At 67.0% G+C, this 18,421-nt stretch carries 17 protein-coding genes, 2 tRNA genes and 1 pseudogene; 8 read left to right on the forward strand and 12 right to left on the reverse strand.

Annotated elements, in window-relative coordinates:
• Window positions 1-19: 19 nt before the first annotated feature.
• The 6 genes from HWX25_RS05080 to HWX25_RS05105 all read left to right on the forward strand — a co-directional run bounded on the left by HWX25_RS05080 (window position 20) and on the right by HWX25_RS05105 (window position 3,712).
• A tRNA-Ser gene (locus HWX25_RS05080) sits at window positions 20-107 on the forward strand.
• 151 nt (window positions 108-258) lie between these two features.
• Complete coding sequence (locus HWX25_RS05085) at window positions 259-660, forward strand: hypothetical protein (protein ID WP_175907475.1); 402 nt, start codon at window positions 259-261, stop codon at window positions 658-660.
• 157 nt (window positions 661-817) lie between these two features.
• Window positions 818-1,111, forward strand: coding sequence for a hypothetical protein (locus HWX25_RS05090; RefSeq protein WP_175907476.1), 294 nt, complete (start codon window positions 818-820; stop codon window positions 1,109-1,111).
• A gap of 226 nt (window positions 1,112-1,337) precedes the next feature.
• Window positions 1,338-1,829, forward strand: coding sequence for a TonB family protein (locus tag HWX25_RS05095; protein ID WP_175907478.1), 492 nt, complete (start codon window positions 1,338-1,340; stop codon window positions 1,827-1,829).
• A gap of 301 nt (window positions 1,830-2,130) precedes the next feature.
• Window positions 2,131-3,435, forward strand: coding sequence for an MFS transporter (locus tag HWX25_RS05100; protein ID WP_175907480.1), 1,305 nt, complete (start codon window positions 2,131-2,133; stop codon window positions 3,433-3,435).
• A gap of 97 nt (window positions 3,436-3,532) precedes the next feature.
• Entirely contained in the window at window positions 3,533-3,712 is a 180-nt protein-coding gene (locus tag HWX25_RS05105) for a hypothetical protein (protein WP_175907482.1), read from the forward strand.
• A 58-nt stretch (window positions 3,713-3,770) separates the two neighbouring features.
• Here HWX25_RS05105 and waaC read toward each other — a convergent pair whose 3' ends face one another.
• On the reverse strand, window positions 3,771-4,769 hold the full coding sequence (gene waaC / locus HWX25_RS05110; RefSeq protein WP_175907484.1) for a lipopolysaccharide heptosyltransferase I: 999 nt from the start codon (window positions 4,767-4,769) through the stop codon (window positions 3,771-3,773).
• A 174-nt stretch (window positions 4,770-4,943) separates the two neighbouring features.
• Between waaC and HWX25_RS05115 the strand changes: the two genes are divergently transcribed.
• The gene (locus tag HWX25_RS05115) at window positions 4,944-6,485 is read left to right on the forward strand and encodes a chloride channel protein (RefSeq protein ID WP_175907486.1); all 1,542 of its coding nucleotides are present in this window, start codon (window positions 4,944-4,946) and stop codon (window positions 6,483-6,485) included.
• A gap of 116 nt (window positions 6,486-6,601) precedes the next feature.
• Here HWX25_RS05115 and HWX25_RS05120 read toward each other — a convergent pair whose 3' ends face one another.
• The 5 genes from HWX25_RS05120 to HWX25_RS05140 all read right to left on the reverse strand — a co-directional run bounded on the left by HWX25_RS05120 (window position 6,602) and on the right by HWX25_RS05140 (window position 9,890).
• Window positions 6,602-7,003 carry a YXWGXW repeat-containing protein gene (locus HWX25_RS05120; protein ID WP_175907488.1) on the reverse strand — a complete coding sequence of 134 codons (402 nt, stop codon included), beginning with the start codon at window positions 7,001-7,003 and terminating at the stop codon, window positions 6,602-6,604.
• Between the two features lie 157 nt (window positions 7,004-7,160).
• Window positions 7,161-7,415, reverse strand: coding sequence for a cell division topological specificity factor MinE (gene minE / locus HWX25_RS05125; RefSeq protein WP_006486661.1), 255 nt, complete (start codon window positions 7,413-7,415; stop codon window positions 7,161-7,163).
• 12 nt (window positions 7,416-7,427) lie between these two features.
• On the reverse strand, window positions 7,428-8,243 hold the full coding sequence (gene minD, locus HWX25_RS05130) for a septum site-determining protein MinD (protein ID WP_044849298.1): 816 nt from the start codon (window positions 8,241-8,243) through the stop codon (window positions 7,428-7,430).
• 59 nt (window positions 8,244-8,302) lie between these two features.
• Complete coding sequence (gene minC, locus HWX25_RS05135; RefSeq protein ID WP_175907490.1) at window positions 8,303-9,070, reverse strand: septum site-determining protein MinC; 768 nt, start codon at window positions 9,068-9,070, stop codon at window positions 8,303-8,305.
• Between the two features lie 166 nt (window positions 9,071-9,236).
• Window positions 9,237-9,890, reverse strand: coding sequence for a GNAT family N-acetyltransferase (locus HWX25_RS05140; RefSeq protein WP_244135197.1), 654 nt, complete (start codon window positions 9,888-9,890; stop codon window positions 9,237-9,239).
• A gap of 538 nt (window positions 9,891-10,428) precedes the next feature.
• On the opposite strand from HWX25_RS05140, the gene HWX25_RS05145 reads away from it, so the two are divergent.
• Complete coding sequence (locus HWX25_RS05145) at window positions 10,429-11,589, forward strand: alkane 1-monooxygenase (RefSeq protein WP_175907492.1); 1,161 nt, start codon at window positions 10,429-10,431, stop codon at window positions 11,587-11,589.
• Window positions 11,590-11,622: 33 nt separating this feature from the next.
• Here HWX25_RS05145 and HWX25_RS05150 read toward each other — a convergent pair whose 3' ends face one another.
• The 6 genes and pseudogenes from HWX25_RS05150 to lolA all read right to left on the reverse strand — a co-directional run.
• Window positions 11,623-13,158, reverse strand: coding sequence for a methyl-accepting chemotaxis protein (locus HWX25_RS05150; RefSeq protein WP_175907494.1), 1,536 nt, complete (start codon window positions 13,156-13,158; stop codon window positions 11,623-11,625).
• A gap of 205 nt (window positions 13,159-13,363) precedes the next feature.
• On the reverse strand, window positions 13,364-14,311 hold the full coding sequence (locus tag HWX25_RS05155; RefSeq protein ID WP_236873208.1) for a phosphatase PAP2 family protein: 948 nt from the start codon (window positions 14,309-14,311) through the stop codon (window positions 13,364-13,366).
• Window positions 14,312-14,447: 136 nt separating this feature from the next.
• Window positions 14,448-14,538, reverse strand: a tRNA-Ser gene (locus tag HWX25_RS05160).
• Between the two features lie 130 nt (window positions 14,539-14,668).
• A complete protein-coding gene (gene serS / locus HWX25_RS05165; RefSeq protein WP_059820211.1) occupies window positions 14,669-15,970 on the reverse strand; it encodes a serine--tRNA ligase in 1,302 nt (433 codons plus the stop codon).
• A gap of 236 nt (window positions 15,971-16,206) precedes the next feature.
• Window positions 16,207-17,517, reverse strand: coding sequence for a replication-associated recombination protein A (locus tag HWX25_RS05170; RefSeq protein WP_014897797.1), 1,311 nt, complete (start codon window positions 17,515-17,517; stop codon window positions 16,207-16,209).
• Window positions 17,518-17,709: 192 nt separating this feature from the next.
• Window positions 17,710-18,381: pseudogene (gene lolA, locus HWX25_RS05175) on the reverse strand (outer membrane lipoprotein chaperone LolA); the annotation flags it as partial.
• Window positions 18,382-18,421: the final 40 nt, after the last annotated feature.

Below are 18,421 nucleotides of genomic sequence, written 5' to 3' on the forward strand. Positions count from 1 at the left end.
TTACAATGCCGCCTCGTGTGGAAGCGTGGCCGAGCGGTTTAAGGCACCGGTCTTGAAAACCGGCGACGGGAAACTGTCCGTGAGTTCGAATCTCACCGCTTCCGCCAGGAAGTTCGCCAAACCCCGTCCATTCATCGAATGACGGGGTTTTTGTTTGTCCGCCGCGCGCCGCGCACGGTGTCCGCCCGGCGTGCCGACGCATCTCGCCCGATGCCGTTACAATCCGGCGCTCCGATTCGCGAAACGGGAAACCACGTCATGAAGCCCTTCATCGCCTCGTCGCTCGTCGCCCTGCTCGCTGCCGTCGGCACGCACGCCGTGGCCGCCGATTCCGCCTCCGGCACGGACGCGCAAACGCCATCGTGCGCGATCGCGTACGTGAAGGGCGTCGGCGGCTCGCCGCGCAGCCTGCGCGAATATCTCGCGAGCCCGACGCCATACAACTACCTGAAGGAAAACGAGATCCAGTGCAAGGTTTCGGACGATGGGCGCGCATCGAACTGCACCGGCGTGACCTATATCCGCAATGAACAGGTCAGCGTGTACGACGATTCCGACCCGGCGACGCTGACGGTCGTCGCGCCTGTAGAACTCGAGCACGGCGAGAAGTATCCCGTGATCCTCGTGGTGCAGCGCAAGGACGCGCGCTGCACGCGGTAACGCGCGACACGGCACGCCCGCCGTGGCAGCCGACGACGCGCGCGAGCCTCACGAGCCGGGCCGCCATCGCCTAGAATTCGATCAGCACGGCGACACGACCGCCGCCGCGACTCGATGCCGCCCGCGCCATCCGTGCGTGCGGCCCACGGAGACCGCCATGACCGAACTGTCGACAGCGACGGATCACGTCGATTACGAAGGCTTCGAGATCCATGTGGTGCCGGGCCTCGCTCCCGGCAGCGACACGCGTTACACCTACACCGGCTATGTCTGCCATCCCGGCGTGAATCCCGCGTTGCCCGATCATGCGGTGCCCTTCCACGCCGACGGCGAGGAAAGCTTCGCGAGCGTCGACGAAGCGGTTCAGGAAGCCGTGCACATCGGCAAGAGCATCATCGACGGCACGCATCCGGACCTGTCCGTTCTGTCGCTCGTCACGCACGGCTACTGAGCGGGCCGGTCGGGCCACGCCCACCGCCACGGCGCGCGATACGCGAGCACATATCGCGCCCGCGCCGTCACATGTCACGTCACATCGCGACGCATGACGGTCGGCCCGCCGATCGCCATCCTCCGCGAATCGCCACGTCGCGCTTCGCCCACTATGCGTTTCTCCCGATAACAGGTCGCGCCGGGACGCCTATCATTTTTTTATAGTCACCCTCCGGCACTCCGCCATGTCCCCTCTTCCCCTCTCATGCGCCAGCCGGCTGCGTATTGCCGCGCTGGTCGCCGCCCCGTTGCTTGCCGCGTGCACGATCACACCGCCGCCGTCGGTGCACTCGGTGCTGACGATCCCGTCCGTCATCCGCAGCGCGAATCGCGACCAATATCGCGTGGAAGTCGCGCGGTGCGTGACGGAGCACAATCCGTCCGGCGTATCGCGCGGGACGCCGCAGGCGATGCTGCGCTCGCTCGTCGTCGTCGCGTACACCGTCGATGGCAGCGGCCGCCTCGTCAACGCGTCCGTCTATCGCAGCAACGGCGACAGCGAAGCGGAAGGGCTCGCGCTCGCGTCGCTGCGCCGCTCGGCACCGCTGCCGCCACCACCGTCGAAACTGCTGGACGGCAATGGCCGGCTCGAGATGATGGAAGGCTGGCTGTTCAACGACGACGGCCATTTCCAGCTGCAAAGCACTGCATCCGCACAGGCGCAATCGCTCGACTGAGCCCGCGCCCGCACGCGATTGCCGCTATGTCGCGGCGCTGGCTATAATTTTCCGCAATCGCGCGGCCACCCTCCCGCGCGCGCGTTCGCGCGCCGCACCCGGCATGCGAGCCGACCATGCCGGCACCGGGCGGCGGCGGCCTATCCGTCTCCATCGTCGACCGGCGGGTGACGTCCGCGCCACGACGCGCGTCCACGCCGCTACCGCATCATCCGCCCGGCTGCGCTCACCCGGCAGGCGTCCACCTGCCTGCCCGAGCGCACGCTCAGTCGAATGCCCCAACGATAAAACGGAGACATCCATGTCCGCATCTCCCCCGGCCGTTGCACACGCAACCGGTTCGGCCGGCGCCGTCAGCCACCGGCGCATCGTGTTCGCGAGCTTCATCGGCACCGCGATCGAGTTCTACGACTTCTACGTGTACGCGACCGCCGCGGCGCTCGTCATCGGCCCCGTATTCTTCCCGCATGGCTCAGCGACCGCGCAGGCGCTGTCCGCATTCGTCACGTTCGGCATCGCCTTCATCGCGCGGCCGATCGGCTCGTTCCTGTTCGGCCACTTCGGCGACCGCATCGGCCGCAAGTCGACGCTCGTCGCGTCGTTGCTCGTGATGGGCGTGTCCACTACCGCGATCGGCTTCGTGCCCGGCTACGACACGATCGGCACGCTCGCGCCGGTGCTGCTGTGCGTGCTGCGCTTCGGCCAGGGCATCGGCCTCGGCGGCGAATGGGGCGGTGCGGCGCTGCTCGCGACCGAGCACGCGCCGCAAGGCAAGCGCGGCTGGTTCGGGATGTTCCCGCAACTGGGTCCGTCGGTGGGCTTCCTGATGTCGAACGGGCTGTTCTTCGCGCTGTCGCTGTCCGACGAACAATTCCGCAGCTGGGGCTGGCGCATCCCGTTCCTCGTCAGTGCGGTGCTCGTCGCGCTCGGCCTGTACGTGCGGCTGAAGATCACCGAGACGCCGGCGTTCCAGGCCGCACTCGACCGCAACGAACGCGTGCGCGTGCCGGTCGCGACGCTCGTCTCGCAACACTGGCAGCCCACGTTGCTCGGCGCGCTCGCGATGGTGGTCTGCTACACGCTGTTCTATATCTCGACGGTGTTTTCGCTGTCGTACGGCGTGTCGACGCTGCATATTCCGCGCCAGAGCTTTCTCGGCCTGCTGTGCTTCGCTGTCGTGTTCATGGGGCTCGCGACGCCGCTGTCGGCGTGGGCGTCGGATCGCTTCGGCCGCAAGCCGGTGCTGGCCGTCGGCGCGATCGCCGCACTGCTGTCCGGCTTCGCGATGGAGCCGCTGCTCGGCAGCGGCTCGATGCCGCTCGTCGCGCTGTTCCTGACGCTCGAGCTGTTCCTGATGGGCGTGACGTTCGCGCCGATGGGCGCGCTGCTGCCCGAGTTGTTCCCGACCAACGTCCGCTATACGGGCGCGGGCGTGGCGTACAACCTCGGCGGGATCCTCGGCGCGTCGATCGCGCCGTACATCGCGCAGCTGCTCGCCGCGCGAGGCGGCCTGTCGTGGGTCGGCGGCTATGTGTCGGTCGCGGCGGCGATCAGCCTGATCGGCGTGCTGTTGATGCGCGAAACCCGCGACGCATCGCTCGTTTGAGCCTCCGGGGCGCCCCGGGTTGTGCGGCGGGCGGCGCTGCCTATACTCGATCCGGGGGCGCCGTCGCGCCCCCTGGATCCCCGAAGGAGCCGCCGCGATGAACATCCACCTCAACAACGCCGACCTCGTGCTGATCCTGGCGCTCGCGCTGGGTGGCGCCCTGCTGCTCGCGGCTCGCTTCCGGCCGAAAACCTGGCGTGGCCTTCTGTTCGAGGCGCTGCTCGCCAACCTGGCCGCCGTCGCCGCGGTGGTCACGGCCGAAGCGCTCCTCGCCTGAACCGGCCGGCTCCGTTTCCGCGGGGCCCATTCACGCCGAAAGCGGGCCTGTGGAGGCCCTAGGCCGTCAACCGCTCGCGCTGCGCGTCGTAGGCCGGCCCGACCGCATCGATCGCATCGAGTGCCTGCTCCACCGACGGCGGCACGCCGGGCTCGCCGATCGAAAGTGCATTCGGTGCGCCGCCGATGCCGCAATGGTGGCGCGAGGTCGCGACGAAAATCATCACGGTCGGCCGCTGCAGCGCGTGCGCCATGTGCACAAACCCGGTATCGACCCCCACCACGAGTGCAGCCCGGCCAATGGCCGCGCCCAGTTCGCGCACCGACATCGCGGGCAGCACGATCGCGCCCGACGCGCGGGCGGCAATGTCCTGCGCATCGTCGTGCTCGGCGGCCGATCCCCACGGCAACAGCACGCGCACGCCGCGCGCCATCATCCGGATGGCCAGCGCGGCCCAGTCGTCGGCCGGCCATTTCTTGTCGGGGTTGGACGTCGCGTGGAACAGCAGCATGAACGGTGCGCTGTCGGTCACCGCGGGCGGCAGGTTCGCATCCTGCGGCGGGACGATCCCGTACGTGGCGATGCCCTCGGGGACATAGTCCAGCGCCTCGCCGGCGCTCACGCGCATTCCATGCCACGCGTCGCAGTCCGGCCGCGGGCCGAAGCGATGCGAGTACGCGAAACGGGCGCCGGTCTCGCCGAGATCCTGGGTCTGATAGCCGATACGGCGTGCGGCGCGCGCGAGCGCCGAGATGATCGCGCTCTTGTAGACGCCGTGCAGGTCGATGACGGCGTCGTAGCGGTGCGCGCGCAGCGCGCCGATCGACGCGGAGATCGCCTTCAGGTCGCCGCCGTTGCGCAGCTTCTTGAACCGCCGCAGCGGCGCGCAGAGCACCTCGCTCACGCCCGGATGCCAGCGCACGACCTCCGCGCACGATTCGTCCACGGCCCAATCGACCGTCACGCCCGGGAAGGCGCGATGGAGGTCCGCGACGACGGGCAGCGTCTGGACGACGTCGCCGAGCGACGTCACTTTCACGATGAGGATGCGTTTCACGTTCGTTGTGAGGAATGGCTGGCCATTGCGCCATGCTAACGATGCTTGCGGTGCGCAGACATTACGCCGACATTACATTTGCAACAAAATGCGACGTTCTTGTGAATATTTGTCGAGCCCCGGCCGCATCGGTTCTTTTTATAATGCGTTCTTTGCTCTTCCGGCCCGCTGCCGATGCAACGCCCTCCCCTTCCCGCGCTGTTTCCTGCCCTCACCCGCCGGTCGCTTCGGATCTGGCGCCAGTATGGGGTGTTCTGGCTCGGCGCGATCGCCGTCGGCCTCGCGGCCGTGCTGTACGCGCGACTGATCGACTGGGGCTACGACACATTCCGCACGATGCGCGACCACGCCGCATGGCTGCCGCTGCTGCTGACGCCGTCGATCGCCGCGGCGTCGGCATGGCTCACGCGCCGCTTCTTCCGCGGTGCCGAGGGCAGCGGGATCCCGCAGGTCATCGCGACACTGCATGCGAGCCCGAGCGCATTCGGTGCGCGGCTGCTGACGCTGCGCATCCTGTTCGGCAAGGTCCTGATCTCGTTCCTGGGGATCCTCGGCGGCTTCACGATCGGCCGCGAAGGCCCGACCGTGCAGGTCGGCGCGGTGCTGATGTTCAACCTGCGGCGCTTCTACCCGCGCTCGAACGCGCAGATCGAACGGCAGCTCGTGCTCGCCGGCGCGGCGGCCGGCCTGTCGGCCGCCTTCAATACGCCGCTCGCCGGGATCGTGTTCGCGATCGAGGAGCTGACCCGCAGCTTCTCCGCCCGCGCAAGCGGCGTGCTGATCACCGCGATCATCCTCGCCGGTGTCGTCGCATTGGGCTTGAACGGCAATTACACGTACTTCGGCACGATCGACGCTGGTCAGCATTTTCCGAAGATGCTTGCCGTCGCCGTACTCGTCACCGCGATCGTGACGGGCATCGCGGGCGGCGTTTTTAGCTGGCTGCTGCTCAATACGGGCCGCTGGCTGCCCGCGCGCCTGCTCAGCCTGTATCGCGAGCGCCCGATCGCGTTCGCGGCGCTGTGCGGCTTCGTGATCGCGGTCGTCGGCCTCGTGTCGGGCGGGACGACGTTCGGCAGCGGCTATGCCGAGGCGCGCGGCCTGCTCGACGGCCATGAACGGCTGTCGGTGCTTTATCCATTCCTGAAAATGGTGTCGATGGTCGCGTCGTACCTGCCGGGCATCCCGGGCGGGATCTTCGCGCCTTCGCTGTCGATCGGCGCCGGGTTCGGCAACCTGCTGCACATCGTGTTCGGCGACATGAGCCTGCCGATGCTGATCGCGCTCGCGATGGTCGGCTACCTCGCGGCGGTCACGCAGTCGCCGATCACGTCGTTCGTGATCGTGATGGAGATGATCAACGGTCACGCGCTCGTGATTTCGCTGATGGCGACCGCGCTGGTATCCAGCCGCATGGCGCGCTTTTTCGCGCCGCCGCTCTACGAAACACTCGCCGAGCGCTATCTCGCGCCGCCCGCGGCCACCGCCGCCCCCGCCGCGGCACCGGCGGCTGCGGCCGGTGTCGTCGAGCCGCAGGATGCAGCCGCCGCGCCCGCCGATCCGCTCGACACGCTGCGCGAGCAGGACGCTGGCGAGCCGGGGGCCCCGGTGGCCGGCAACGTCGCCGCGCACACGCCGGTGACGCCGCACGAACCCGATCCGTCCGCATCCGGTGCGAGCGGCCCGGCGCGGACGGGCCCGCGTGACCCTCAGTAGATCACCACCGGCGCCGGCCGATAGTAGACGGGACGGGCCGGCACGACGATACAGCCGGCGAGCGTGATCGCGACGAGCGCGATGGCAATGGCGGTTCGTTTCATCGCATGCCTCCGTCAGGCCCAGTGGCCGCGGCTCCAGAACCAGTTCGGGCCTCGCTGATCCCAGTGGCCCGGCACCCAGTGCATGCCGATGCGCTCGGTTTCCCAGTGACCGCCGATCCAGACGTAGCGGCCGTGATCCCAGCGCCAGTGCCCGCGCTCCCACACATAGCCGACGCGCGCGTCGGGCACGACCTCGTAGCGCACGGGCGGCGGCGCATTCGGCGCGACGACGACGATTTCCTCGACGGGCGCCGCCACCGGTTCGGCGACGACCATCCGGCCCGACTGCACCATCACCGGCGCACCGACGAGAATTTCGTCCGCGCGTGCGGCAAGCGGCGCGGCGATGGCTGACAGGCCCGCGGCGAACAGCGCGAGCGAAACGATACGACGTCGAACGGTAGAGACAGCCATTACAACCTCCTGATTAACAAATGACGCGAGCGTATTCGTTCAATGCGGGAGGTCGATCAGCGGCCGACAGGCGCCGTGTTACGGCGAGCCCGAAAGTGCAACAGGGCGTAAGACGCGCACGACGGCATGCGCCGCCGTGCGGGGGGACAGGCAAGCGTCAGGCCTGCGGGATCTCGATCTTCACTTCGAGGACTTCGAGATCGTCCTGGCGCTCGAGGCTCACGCGGATGTCATCGTTCGAAATATGGACGTACTTCGAGATGACCGCGACCAGCTCCTTCTGCAGCGCCGGCAGGTAATCGGCCGGTGGCCGGCCGCCGACCCGCTCGTGCGCGATGATGAGCTGCAGGCGCTCCTTCGCGACCGATGCGGACTTCTTCTTCTCGCCGAGGAGAAACGAAAGGATGGACATGGGCGGCCTCCGTTACTTGCTGCCGAAGAGGCGCTGCAGCAGGCCCGGCTTCTGATAATCGGTGAAGCGCAGCGGCTTGTCCTCGCCGAGGAAGCGAGCGACGACGTCCTTGTACGCTTCCGCAACGTCGGTGCCGTCGATATGCACCGCCGGCAGACCCTGGTTCGATGCGTGCAGCACGGCTTCCGATTCCGGCACCACGCCGATCAGCTTGATGCGCAGGATCTCGCTGATGTCCTCGAGCGACAGCATTTCGCCTTCGCTCACGCGCTTCGGGCTGTAGCGCGTGATCAGCAGGTGTTCCTTGATCGGATCCTTGCCTTCGGCTGCGCGCTTCGTCTTCGACGACAGGATGCCGAGAATGCGGTCCGAGTCGCGCACCGACGACACTTCCGGGTTCGTGACGATCAGCGCTTCGTCCGCGAAGTACATCGCGTGCAGCGCGCCCGCCTCGATACCGGCCGGCGAATCGCAGACGATGTATTCGAAGTCCATCGCGACCAGGTCGTTCAGCACCTTCTCGACGCCGTCACGCGTGAGCGCATCCTTGTCGCGCGTCTGCGACGCCGGCAGGATGAACAGGTTCTCGCACTTCTTGTCCTTGATCAGCGCCTGGTTCAGGTTCGCTTCGCCCTGGATCACGTTGACCAGGTCATACACCACGCGACGCTCGCAGCCCATGATGAGATCGAGGTTGCGCAGGCCGACGTCGAAGTCGATCACGGCCGTCTTGTGGCCGCGCAGCGCGAGGCCGGACGCGAAGCTCGCGCTGGTCGTCGTCTTGCCCACGCCGCCCTTGCCCGAAGTCACCACGATGATTTTTGCCATTTACCCAATACCCTGTGTTCGTCAATGAGAGCCGATCGATCCGGAGCGTGCCGCGTGAATCACGTCAGGCGCAGCGGTTCGATCATCAGTTTTTCCTCTTCGAGCCGGATCTGCACCGATTTGCCCAGTATGTCGGCGGGCAACGGGTTCTCGGTCGTTCGATAGATACCCGCGATCGAAATCAGTTCCGGCTCCAGACACGTGCAGAAAATGCGCGCGTCGTGATTGCCGTGCACGCCCGCGAGTGCGCGGCCGCGCAACGGCGCGTAGATGTGGATGTTGCCTTCCGCGATGATTTCGGCGCCGTGACTGACCGGCGCAAGCACCACGAGGTCTCCTTTCGCGTAAATCTGCTGCCCCGAACGCAGCGGCCGATCGATCACCAGCGTCTGGCCGCCTGCCGGAATCGGCGTCGGCGCGGGCTCCGGCGCCGGTTCGGCCGCCACGGCAGCGGCCGCGGCAACGACAGGCGCCGGCTCCGCTTCCTCGGCCGGCTTCGCGGTCGACACGCGGCGGTCGCGCGCCTCGAGCAACGGCAGGCCGGCTTCCGCCGCCCAGCCCTGCGTGGCGAGCGCGACGACGCCCACCGGGCGCATCCGCACATCGTTCAGCATCTGGCGGATGTCGGCAAGCGCGACGCGTTCGCCGTCCGCGAGGCGGCGGACGTCGATCGCGACGACATCATCGGCAAAAAACTCGGGAGTCGCTTCGAAGCGCTTGACCAGTTCGGTACGCAACGCATCGAGATCGGTCGTCTTCACGGTGAACAGCAACGTATCGACCGATCCGCTGCGCAGCTCGAAGAATGGCGATTTTTTAAGCGACATGGACACTCTGCAAAAAATTTTTGCGTATTTTACAGGCGTCCACGCGCGCGGCCATTATTTTTGGGGAGCCGGGTGGCGACGGTCGCGGCGAGCGCGCAACCGGCAGGCGGGCAATCGGACGGGCGGCCGGGAATTCATCGCACCGTGCGGCCCGCGCATTCATGCGTCAGGGCGTGTTGACGTGCGACACGAATAACGACTTCATCGCGCCGGGCATCCGCGCGATCGGCGCATGCTCGCCCGTGTTGCCGAAACCCGCGCGTTCGTAGAAACGGATCGCGTTGCGGTTCGCATCGGCGATCCATGCGTAGACGTCCTGCGCACCGCGTTCGGCCAGCCACGCGGTGGCCGTTTCGAGCAACAGCACGCCGCCGCGCAGGTGGCGGACCGCGTGCGCGACCCACAGCTCGCTGACGAACGCTCGCCGCTCGGGCGTATTGTCGAAATACGCGCCGATCATGCCGGCCGGATGGCCTTCGGTATACAGCAGGAAAGTCGTCGACTCGTCGGACGCGGCACGCAGCGCGGCGACGGCCGCCGCCGCGTCGGAATCGACGTTCAGCAATTCGGCCTCCGGCGCTTCACCGGGCGCGTAGGGCTCGCGCAGCGATGCGGCGCGGAGTTCGCGATACACGCGGCCTTGGTCGGCAGCGATACGACGAACGGTCAAGGTCGAACTCATGCAGGCACAGCCCCCTTCGGACAGCAAGCTATTAGCTTCAACCGAAAGCGGGGCATGAGTCAAATCGTAATTTTCAAATGGCGGCGCCGATCGAAAGGCAATCGATGTCGCGCACACGTCGGTGTGCAGGTGCAGCATCGATGCGTCGACGTGCGGCGACGCATGCAGCCCGCACTTCGAGACCGGGGGCGTCGCCTCGCTCGCCTTGTCATGCATGGCGCTCATGCGGCGAGGGTCCTGCATTTCGTCGTCGAGACTGTAATGGTTCGTTACATATGTATCCAAACGAACCGCGCTGCCGGGCGGCGTCGCGCCACGTCTGCTGCGTCGCAACATTCGTTGCGAACTTCGCCGCCGAATGCACGCGTGCGTCGCGCCGAGCATTCATCTGACAAGAACGCAGGCCGTGCAAGCGAATCGGCCCGCGCCAGCCCGTTTCAATCACCCCATGCCGGCCCTTCCCAACCGGTGTCATGCACGGTTCGCCGTTTGGAGTTGCACGCCTAACGCGAGGGTTTGGAAAGCGTGCGCGACGGTCGTATAACTGGCACAACCGGACCAACGATCCGTGCCGCGCGTCGCGCCGCGGACCCACGACGATTCCAACGACGACGAACGCGTCACCCGGCCGCCGCGCCCGCACACGCGGGAGCCGGCCAAAACAAGGAGGGAGACAATGGCAATGACCGACGCATCGGCCTCGGGCTGGTCGGATGGCAAACGTTATCTATGGCTGCTCGGCGCGGTGACGATCACGCTGCCGATCCTCTCGGCCCAGCTCGCACTGTCGACGGGCCTTCACGTGTTCTGGTGGTTCGGCCCGCTGTTCGCATTCGGCGTGATCCCGGTCCTCGATACGCTGATCGGCGACGATCGCGACAATCCGCCCGAAGCCGCCGTCCCGCACCTCGAACGCGAGCGCTACTACCGCTACATCGTCTATCTCGCGACGCTGGTCGAATACATCGCGTTCTTCATGTGCGTGTGGATCGTCGGCACGCATGCGCTCGCGTGGTACGACTACGTCGGCTTCGCGCTGTCGCTCGGCGCCGCGACGGGCATCTCGATCAACACCGCGCACGAACTCGGGCACAAGACCAGCCGCTTCGAGCGCTGGCTCGCGAAAGTCACGCTCGCGCCGGTCGCGTACGGGCACTTCTTCGTCGAGCACAATCGCGGCCATCACGTGCGCGTCGCGACGGCCGAGGATCCGGCGAGCGCGCGCTACGGCGAATCGTTCTGGGCGTTCCTGCCGCGCACCGTGACCGGCAGCATCCGCTCGGCCTGGCGACTCGAGACGGCGCGCCTCGAGCGCCTCGGGCATTCGCCGTGGACCTGGCGCAACGAGGTGCTGCACGCGTGGGCAATGACCGTCGTCGTGTGGGGCGTCGCGATCGCGATGGCCGGCAAGATCGTGATTCCGTTCCTCGTGATCCAGGCCGTGTACGGTGCGTCGCTGCTCGAAGTCGTCAACTACGTCGAACACTACGGGCTCGGCCGCCGCAAGCTGCCGAGCGGCCGCTACGAACGCTGCACGCCGCAGCATTCGTGGAACAGCAATCACGTCGTCACCAACCTGTTCCTGTATCAGTTGCAGCGGCACGCCGACCATCACGCGAACCCGACGCGCTCGTACCAGGCGCTGCGCCACTTCGACGACTCGCCGCAACTGCCGGCCGGCTACGCGACGATGATCCTGTTCGCGTATGTGCCGCCGCTCTGGTATCGCGTGATGAACCCGCGTGTCGTCGCGCATTACCGCGGCGACATGGCGCAGTCGAACATCAAGCCGTCGATCCGCGCGCGCGTGCTCGCGCAGCATTCGGCCGCGGCGTGATGCACGACGGTGTAGTCGCGGTCTGCGATATCGTCACGCGGCCTGCGGCAGCCTGAACACGGCGACCGCGTGCCGCAGCGCGCTCGCCTGCTCGGCCAGCGCCTGCGTCGCGGCCGACGCCTGTTCGACCAGCGCCGCGTTGCGCTGTGTCGCCTCGTCCATCTGCGTGACCGCGACGTTCACCTGCTGGATCCCGCCGCTCTGCTCCTGCGATGCGGACGAAATCTCGCCGACGATCGACGTGACCCGCTGCACCGCGCCGACGATCTCGTGGATCGATTCGCCCGCGCGCGCGATCAGCACGGCGCCCTCGTCGACCCGCCGCGTCGATTGCTCGATCAGCGCCTTGATCTCCTTCGCGGCCGCCGCGCTGCGCTGCGCGAGCGTGCGCACCTCCGACGCGACGACCGCGAAGCCACGCCCCTGCTCCCCCGCGCGCGCCGCCTCGACGGCCGCGTTCAGCGCGAGGATGTTGGTCTGGAACGCGATGCCGTCGATGACCGCGATGATCTCGCCGACCTTCGCCGCGCTGGCGGCGATCCCGCCCATCGTGTCGACGGCGTCGGTCATCACGCCGCCGCCCGCGGACGCGATGTCCGACGCGTCGCGCGCCAGCTGCGCCGCGTGCTGCGCGTGCTCGGCCGACTGACGCACGATACCCGTCAGTTCGGTGATGCTGGCGGCAGTTTCCTCGAGCGACGCAGCCTGCGCCTCGGTGCGCGACGATAGGTCATGATTGCCCGCCGCGATCTGCGCGCTCGCAGTCGCGACGGCTTCGGCATGCGTACGTACCTCGAGCACGACGCCCGACAGGCTGGCCTGCATCGAGCGCAATGCCCGCAGCAGATCGGCGATCTCGTCACGACCGGCCGCGTCGACATCGCGCGTCAGGTCGCCGCCCGCTACTGCCTGCGCACAGGCCACGGCGCGATCGAGCGGCCGCAAGATCGCGCGGCTGAACAGGAACGCACCGATCATCGCGATGCCGAGCACGATCAGCATCAGCACGACGCTCGCCGCGGTGGCGTGGCTCGCATCGCGGCTCGCTTGCGCCGACACGGCGGCGCTCTCGTCGGCAATCGCCTTCGCCGCGCGCTCGAGCAGCGCGGCGGGCGCACGGTCGACGCCCGCGACGGCCGCATCCCCGGCCGTCGGCTCGAAGCCAGCGGCCTTGAATGCGTCGAACCCGCGCCGATAGCCGTCACCCATCGCGGCATGCGCGCGCATGAACTGCTCGACGAGCGTACGGCTCTCGCCGGGCGGCAACTGGTTCACGAGCTGCGCGGCGAGCGTATCGACCGTGCGCTCGCGCGTCTGGAATGCCTGCCAGTACTTGTCGAGCTTGTCGGGCTGCTTGCCGCGCAGCAGCGTGTCCTTCCATTCCTGGACCTGCAGCTTGAACTGCACGAGCGTCGCCGACACGAGCCGCTCGTCGGCGACCCGGGTCTGCACGTCGTTCGCGAACGTATCGATCGAGCGATTGAGGATGCGGATGCCGTACAGGGCGCCGCAGAACATCAGCAGCAGCGCGACGGCGAATGCGAGGGGAATCTTGTAGCTCAGCTTCATGGGACCTTGAATCGACGGGAAACGGCGACGACGCAAAAGGCGCGTGCCGTCGCCCATTGTTAACGGCGTGCGAAACCAAGGCTGAAGCAGGGCATCGGCAGCGGGAATCCGCCGGACCGGCCGCGAGGAGGACGGCGGTTCGGCGACGGTGAGGAACCTGGCCCGCCGGCAAGCACGGGGAAATTGCGACTCTGGCGTCGCGCGATCAGGTCGGGCTTGCCGCGTGCGGTCCGGCCGCCTCGATCGCGCGTCGACCGCCCATCCAGCGACGCACCGCGGCGATCGACAGCGCGCCGCACACGATCCCGGCGATCACGTCGGCGAGATAGTGGCCGCCCTGCGTCGGCGTCGACGCGATCATCACCGCATTCAGCACGATCGCGGCCGGAAACACGTAGCGGACATGCCGCACCGCATACGCGAACAGCAGCGCCAGCATCACGTGAAACGATGGCAACGACACGAGCCCCTGCGCGTCGGCCAGATTCAGTTGACGGAGTTGCCCGCTGCGCAACAGGCCGTAGTGCGTCACCGTCGATGCGGTGCCCGGGTCGGTGATGCCGAAATGGACGAATGCGCTGGCGGCGGGGAACGGCGTGGAGACGAGCACGACCACGATCACCGCGAACATGAACTGCGCGACGAACTCGGCGAGATCGTCGACGCGACGGACCGCCGCGAGGATGAACGGCACCGCAAGCAGTTGCGGCATGCCGCTGCGATACGCGAGGTCGAGCACACGGTGCAGGCCGGCTTGCGCCGTCACCCATCGGTACAGGTCCGGCCAATGGAAACCGAGCATCGCATCGAAGCGAACGAGATGGCTTTCGATCGACGGCGGGGCGATCGCCACGCAAAGATAATCGAGCACGGCGACGGCCGCGCCGAGCGTTGCGAGCAGCGCCACGCTCAGTAGCGCGAATGCGAATTCGCGACAGCGCAGCGTTCGCGTGATGTCGCGATAGCGGCGCACACGAGACAGCACGGCAAGGAACGCGCTTGCTGCAAAGCCGAGCGCGACGTGCTGCGCGAACTCGACGACGCTGCCAGGATTCACGACCCAATCCGCATGCATGACACACATGCCGGCGGCAAGCGCCGTCAGCAATACCGCCCCGGTCAGCATCCCCCAGATTCGCGTGCTCGCTCTCATCGTGGCTTTTTTGTGGTTCGTGTGACGGGCCCCAACGCCTGCGCGCTATCGTACACCGCCATCGACGCAGCATTCACTCGCGCGCGACACAAACGAAAAACCCCGTGATCCTTCCGGATCACGGGGCTTCGTATTTTGGCGGAGAGGGTGGGATTCGAACCCACGGTACGGGGAAACCGTACGCCTGATTTCGAGTCAGGTACATTCGACCACTCTGCCACCTCTCCTTCCTTGCTGCTTCATTTCCCGGTTGGTCGTGTCCGGGAAAGAAAAGATTATAGAACGATCTCTTTGAATCTCACAAGCCCTTTTTGCAATTTTTTTGCGGGGCCTTCAAAGACCGATCGCGGAGCGATCTCACGACGCCTGCGCAGGCGCTTCGATTCGCTCCATGCCGCCCATGTACGGACGCAGTGCCTCCGGCACCGTGACCGAACCGTCGGCATTCTGGTAGTTCTCCAGCACGGCCACGAGCGTGCGGCCGACCGCGAGGCCGGAACCGTTCAGCGTATGCACGAGTTCCGGCTTGCCCTGCGCGTTGCGGAAACGTGCCTGCATGCGGCGCGCCTGGAACGCTTCGGTGTTCGAGCAGCTCGAGATCTCGCGATAGGTGTTCTGCGCGGGCAGCCACACTTCGAGGTCGAATGTCTTCGCGGCCGAAAAGCCCATGTCGCCCGTGCAAAGCGTGATCACGCGGTACGGCAGGCCGAGCTTCTGCAGGATCGCTTCCGCGTGGCCGACCATCTCGTCGAGTGCCGCGTACGAAGCGTCCGGCGCGACGACCTGCACCATCTCGACCTTGTCGAACTGATGCTGGCGGATCATGCCGCGCGTGTCGCGGCCGTACGAACCGGCTTCCGAACGGAAACACGGCGAATGCGCGGTCAGCTTGATCGGCAGCGCGGCGCCTTCGACGATCGATTCGCGCACGGTGTTCGTCAGCGAAATCTCGGACGTGGAGATCAGGTACTGCGTGATCGTGTTTTCGGCGCCGCCCTTCTCGACGCGGAACATGTCGTCGGCGAACTTCGGCAGCTGGCCCGTGCCGTAGAGGATTTCGGGGTTCACGATGTACGGCGTGTACGTCTCGCTGTAGCCGTGCTGCAGCGTGTGCGTGTCGATCATGAACTGTGCGAGCGCGCGGTGCAGGCGTGCGATCGAGCCGCGCAGCATCGTGAAGCGCGCACCGGCGAGCTTCGCGCCGGTTTCGAAATCGAGGCCGAGCGGCGTGCCGACGTCGACGTGATCCTTCACCGCGAAATCGAACTCGCGCGGCGTGCCCCAGCGGCGCACCTCGACGTTGTCGGCCTCGTCCTTGCCGACCGGCACGCTTTCGTGCGCGATGTTCGGCATGCCCAGCATCAGGTCGGACAGGCGCGTCTGGATCTCGCCGAGCTTGGCCTCCGACGCCTTCATCTCGTCGCCGATCCCGCCGACTTCGGCCATGACGGCCGATGTGTCCTCGCCCTTCCCCTTCATCGCGCCGATCTGCTTCGACAGGCTGTTGCGGCGTGCCTGGAGCTCTTCGGTACGGGTCTGGATCGCACGGCGTTCCGCTTCGAGCGCGGAGAAGGCGGCGACGTCGAGGGTGTAGCCGCGATCGGCGAGGCGCTTCGCGACGCCGTCGAGGTCTTTGCGCAGCAACTGGATGTCGAGCATGGGAGGACTTGGAAAATCGTTGTGTAAGACGGGAATTCTAACGCACCGCGGGGCCGCCACGGCACTGGCCGGATGGACAGTGCCGCAAACGCGCGACGGGCGTGGGAATATCGCAATCCCGGCTGCGCGTCGGGAGCCGGCGAAACGCGTCGCGCGGCGCCGCCGCTCGGCGTGCGTCAGCAGCCCGGCCAGGGGCCCCCGCAAGCGCTGATGCGCTCCAAGCCGCGCGTGGCCGGTCAGTCCTTCTTGCCGGCCTCACGGTCGAGTTCGCGCAGCCACGCGAGCTTGTCGGCGATCTTCGATTCGAGCCCGCGCGGCACCGGCTTGTACCAGCGCGGTTCGCGCATTCCTTCCGGCAGGTACGACTCGCCGGCCGCGTAGGCATTCGGCTCGTCGTGCGCGTAGCGATACGCGTGACCGTAGCCGAGTTCCTTCATCAGCTTGGTCGGCGCATTGCGCAGATGCACGGGGACCTCGCGCGACTTGTCCTGCTTCACGAACGCCATCGCCTGGTTGAACGCGTTGTAGCCCGCGTTGCTCTTCGCCGCGCACGCGAGATAGATCACCGCCTGCCCGAGCGCCAGCTCGCCTTCCGGCGAGCCGAGCCGCTCGTAGGTCTCGGCCGCGTCGTTCGCCACCTGCAGCGCGCGCGGGTCGGCGAGGCCGATGTCTTCCCACGCCATCCGCACGATCCGGCGCGCGAGATATTTCGGATCCGCGCCGCCGTCGATCATCCGGCAGAACCAGTACAGCGCGCCGTCCGGGCTCGAACCGCGCACCGACTTGTGCAGCGCCGAGATCTGGTCGTAGAAGTTGTCGCCGCCCTTGTCGAAGCGCCGCGCGTTCAGCGTCATCGCGCTGCTGACGAAATCGGCATCGATGGTCGTGACCCTGGCGGACGATGCGGCCGTCTGCGCCTGCTCGAGCAGGTTCAGGAAGCGCCGCGCGTCGCCGTCCGCGTAACCGATGAGCGTATCGATCGCCTTGTCGTCGAACGCGAGGCCGTCGAGCGCGATTTCCTGCGCGCGCTTGAGCAGCTGGCGCATCTCGTCGTCGTTCAGCGACTGCAGCACATACACCTGCGCCCGCGACAGCAGCGCCGAGTTGACTTCGAAGCTCGGGTTCTCGGTCGTCGCTCCGATGAAGGTCACGAGCCCCGACTCGACGAACGGCAGCAGCGCGTCCTGCTGCCCCTTGTTGAAGCGGTGGATTTCGTCGACGAACAGGATCGTGTGGCGGCCGGTGCGGTTCAACGTGTCCTTCGCCTGCTCCATCGACTCGCGGATGTCCTTCACGCCGCCGAGCACCGCGGACAGCGCGATGAACTCGCAGTCGAACGCGAGCGCGGTAAGACGCGCGAGCGTAGTCTTGCCGACGCCGGGCGGCCCCCACAGGATCATCGAATGCGGCTTGCCGGATTCGAACGCGAGCCGCAGCGGCTTGCCTTCGCCCAGCAGATGCGTCTGGCCGATCACCTCGGCGAGCGTCTTCGGCCGCAGCGCCTCGGCGAGCGGCCGGCGCGGCTCGACTTGAAACAGGTCGGACATGAACCCTCGCTCCAGATCAAACGATGGCGGCCGAACCGGCCGCCGGACCCGACATTATGACAGCCGCACGACGGCGCCGCCGGGCCCGGTGCCCGCGCCCGATGCCCGCTCCGGAAAACAACACGGGCCTGCCGTCGCCAGCAGGCCCGTGTCGGGAAAATGGTGCGGTGCCGATCAGCCGTTGATCACGTCCGCGCCCTTCGGCACGACGAACTTGAACGCATCGCTCTTCAGCGGCGGGTTCGTCTGGATGTTCGTGAAGGTGAGCAGCGTGACGTTGCCGAACACGTCGTGCAGTTCCATCGCGGCGAGCGTGCCGTTGCGGAAACCGATGCCGATCCGCTGGAACTGCGTGTCCTGCGCCTTCGGCAGCATCTCCAGCCACTCGATGCCGCCCTTCTCGCCGGCGTCGCGCAGCGTGTAGTTCTTGTCGAGATCGTTGCTGCCGAACAGGATCGCGGCCGGGCTCGCGCCCAGCGCGCCGTTCAGCTTGCGTTCGGTGACCTGATTCAGGTCGCGGTCGTACACGTAGAGCTTGTCGCCGTCGGCCTGCAGCACCTGCTGGTACGGCTTCTGGTACGTCCAGATGAACTTGCCCGGACGCGAGAACACGAACGTGCCGCTCGAGTTGTCGTTCGGCTTCGGCGCGGCCTGTGCGGCGCTCGCGCCCTTGGCCGGCGCCTTGACGATCTGCTGCGTGAAATCGCCTTTCGCCGATCGCACCTGCGACACGAAGGCCTTCAGTTGCTCGGTGCCGCCCGCGAACGCGTGCGTCGCCGCGAGCATCAGCGATGCGCCGGCGAACGCCGCGCCGAGCCAGCGCCGCGTCGAACGAAGGGAAGGGACGAACGAAAGTTGCTGCATGTTGCGGTTTTCTCCCTGGGTGGCCGGCGCTGCGGGCGCC

Source organism: Burkholderia sp. BCC1640 (genome assembly GCF_902833125.1).
GTDB lineage: Bacteria > Pseudomonadota > Gammaproteobacteria > Burkholderiales > Burkholderiaceae > Burkholderia > Burkholderia diffusa.